This is a genomic window from Aeromonas sp. HMWF014 (assembly GCF_963878295.1).
In the GTDB taxonomy this organism is placed as follows: domain Bacteria; phylum Pseudomonadota; class Gammaproteobacteria; order Enterobacterales; family Aeromonadaceae; genus Aeromonas; species Aeromonas popoffii.
Map to the genome: position 1 here is coordinate 1 of NZ_CAWNYS010000234.1, position 2,405 is coordinate 2,405.

Annotated in this window: 3 protein-coding genes; all 3 read right to left on the reverse strand. The window is 64.9% G+C overall.

The genetic code is table 11. The annotated features are described in order from the left end of the window. A partial coding sequence (locus AAC083_RS09390) for an aromatic amino acid lyase (RefSeq protein WP_146181634.1) occupies positions 1 to 418 on the reverse strand: 418 nt, incomplete at its 3' end. After that, positions 405 to 2,108 (reverse strand): glycosyltransferase family 2 protein, encoded by a 1,704-nt coding sequence (locus AAC083_RS09395; protein ID WP_108536436.1) that lies wholly within the window; start codon positions 2,106 to 2,108, stop codon positions 405 to 407. The genes AAC083_RS09395 and AAC083_RS09390, both read right to left, overlap by 14 nt. Next, positions 2,105 to 2,405: ApeI family dehydratase (locus AAC083_RS09400; RefSeq protein WP_219927875.1), on the reverse strand; the 301-nt coding region annotated here is incomplete at its 5' end. The genes AAC083_RS09400 and AAC083_RS09395, both read right to left, overlap by 4 nt.

Sequence of the window (2,405 nt, forward strand, 5' to 3'; positions counted from 1 at the left end):
GTATGAGATCCTGCTCCAGCAGCCAGCAGAGCCTCTCGAGCAAACCAGGGCTGACGCCGGAGACCCCTTGCGCCAGGGAACATAGCCGGGTCGCCAGCACGGCGCGACCGGCATCGAGGTCAAGATCCTCACCCAGCCCACAACCGTGGAAGCGGGTCAGGTGCAGCGGCAGCTCAGGCACCAGCTCGGCAGGCACGGGCCGGGTCACCGAATCCCCGTAGCCTGTGGTCACCCCATAGATGACCCCCTCCTCGGCCAGCAATCTATCGAGAAAATCGGCCCCCCGCTGGATACGCTCCATAAAGGCGGGATCCCCGTTCAATGCCGGGCGGACACGACGCTCTGCCAGCGCCACCACATCTTCGATGGTCAACGGCTCGGCGCCAAAGGTGACGCACTTCATCTCACTCTTGTTCATCGGTCAGCTGCCAGAAATCAAAGAAGTTGAACCAGTCCAGCGGGGCGCGCAGGCAGTGATGCTGCAGACGATCGGCATAGGCCTGCACCCGGGACGCAAGTATCTGCTGTCGCCCATGGCGCGGCAGACTGAGGCTGTCGGCAAAGGGCTCGAAATGCACCCGAAAGCGCCCCTGCTCCTTGAGGCCGAACATCAGGTAAACCGGGCAACCCAGCACGCTAGCCAGGGCAAAGGGACCGAGGGGAAAGGGGGCCGGCGCGCCGAGAAAGTCGGCCCAGACCACCCGCTTCTCCCGGGTCACAGAGGTGCGATCGCCGACGATCACCACCCACTCCCCCTGATCCAGCTTCTCCTTGAGCAGGATGGCGGTATCAGCTCCCATCTCCTGCACCTGGATGAGATTGAGCCACGAATCCGGGTTGATCTGCTTGAGCAGGGCGTTGAAGCGGGCCGCGTGACGGGTGAAAACCAGCGCATTGATGCGCACCTCCCCCTTGCGGCTGCCAAGGGCCCGGCACAGCTCGAGATCGCCAAGATGAGAGCCCAGCAGCAGCAAGCCCTTGCCGCTGTTGATAGCGGCCTCGTAGTGATCCTTCCCCACCAGCTCGACCTGATCCTCGGCTATGTCGCCACGCCAGCCGGCCAGCTTGTCGAGCGCCGCCTCGCCAAAGCGCAGAAAGTGGCGAAAGCTCGATCTCGGCTCGGCGGGCAGTGCCACACCCTGCGCGCGAGCGAAGCTCTCGAGCCGGGCCAGATAGGCTTGGGATGCCTGACGCTGGGTGCGGCCGGTCAGCCAGAAGTAGCCGATGACGGGGTAGAGCAGCAGAGAAAAGCCCCGTCGCCCCAGCAGGCGATAGCTGGCCAGCATGATCTGCATACCGAGCAGGGAGCCGCGCTCCGGCGTGCGCGACCAGTGGGTACGGCGTTCACGCCACAGCCGGGTCGCCCATGACCAGAGGCGACATGGCCCACTCGCCAGGCGCAGCAGCAGATCCCACAGCAGGCGGCACACCAGCCGGGTGTGCATCCATGAAATATCGCGGTTGTCGCGCCAGAGCTGGAAATGGGAGCTGCCATCGGCGGGATAGATGACCCGGGTCGGCACGAAACGCACCGCCACCCCGGCCCAGTGCAGGCGCACCATCACCTCGGTGTCGAAATCCATCCGCCTGCCGAGCGCCACCCGTTCGAGCAGCGCGCAGCTGGCTGCCAGCGGATAGACCCGAAAGCCACACATGCTGTCCTTGATGGCAAACGACAGCGTCTCGATCCAAACCCAGACATGAGTGATGTAGCGGCCATAGAGGCGCCCCTTGGGCACGGAATCGTCGTAGACAGGCCGCCCCGAGATAAGTGCCTCCGGGCATTTGCCCGCCTCGGCCAGCAGGGCCGGAATGTCTGCCAGATCGTGCTGGCCATCGGCATCCACCTGCAGGGCGTGGCTGAAACCGAGGCCATAGGCGTGGCGCAGCCCCGTCATCACGGCGCCGCCTTTGCCCTGGTTGTGCGAATGACGCAGCAGGGTAACCAAGGGGTGGCGTGCGGCCAGCGCATCCAGTGCGGCGGCGACGACAGGTTCGCTGCCATCGTCGATAAGCAGGCAGGGCAGCTCATATTCGGCCAGCCGATCCAGCACGGCGGACAGGGGGCCGGCGTGGTTGTAACAGGGGATCAGGATGCAGGTCGTCATGGGATGAAGCGCACCCGTCCGCTGCTCGCCAGCTCATCCCCCAGCGCGTAGCTGAAAACGAGTTGATCCTTTTGTGGCTGCCACTGCAGGCTCAGGCTGCACTCTGCCCCCGGCCGCAGCGGACGCTGGAACTTGAGCTGATCCAGCCCGTGAAACGGTAACTCCAGGTTGAGTCGGCTGGCGGCATAGTGCATGACCCAGTGGATCTGGGTAACTCCTGGCAGCAGGGGCGCGCCGGGAAAGTGGCCCGCAAACCAGGTCAGGTCCGGCTCAAGCCGCAGGAGCAGGCGCACGCCA

Bases quoted from the DNA above. Each gene is read 5' to 3' on its own strand.
- AAC083_RS09395 (WP_108536436.1), bottom strand. From the start codon at position 2,108: ATGACGACCTGCATCCTGATCCCCTGTTACAACCACGCCGGCCCCCTG.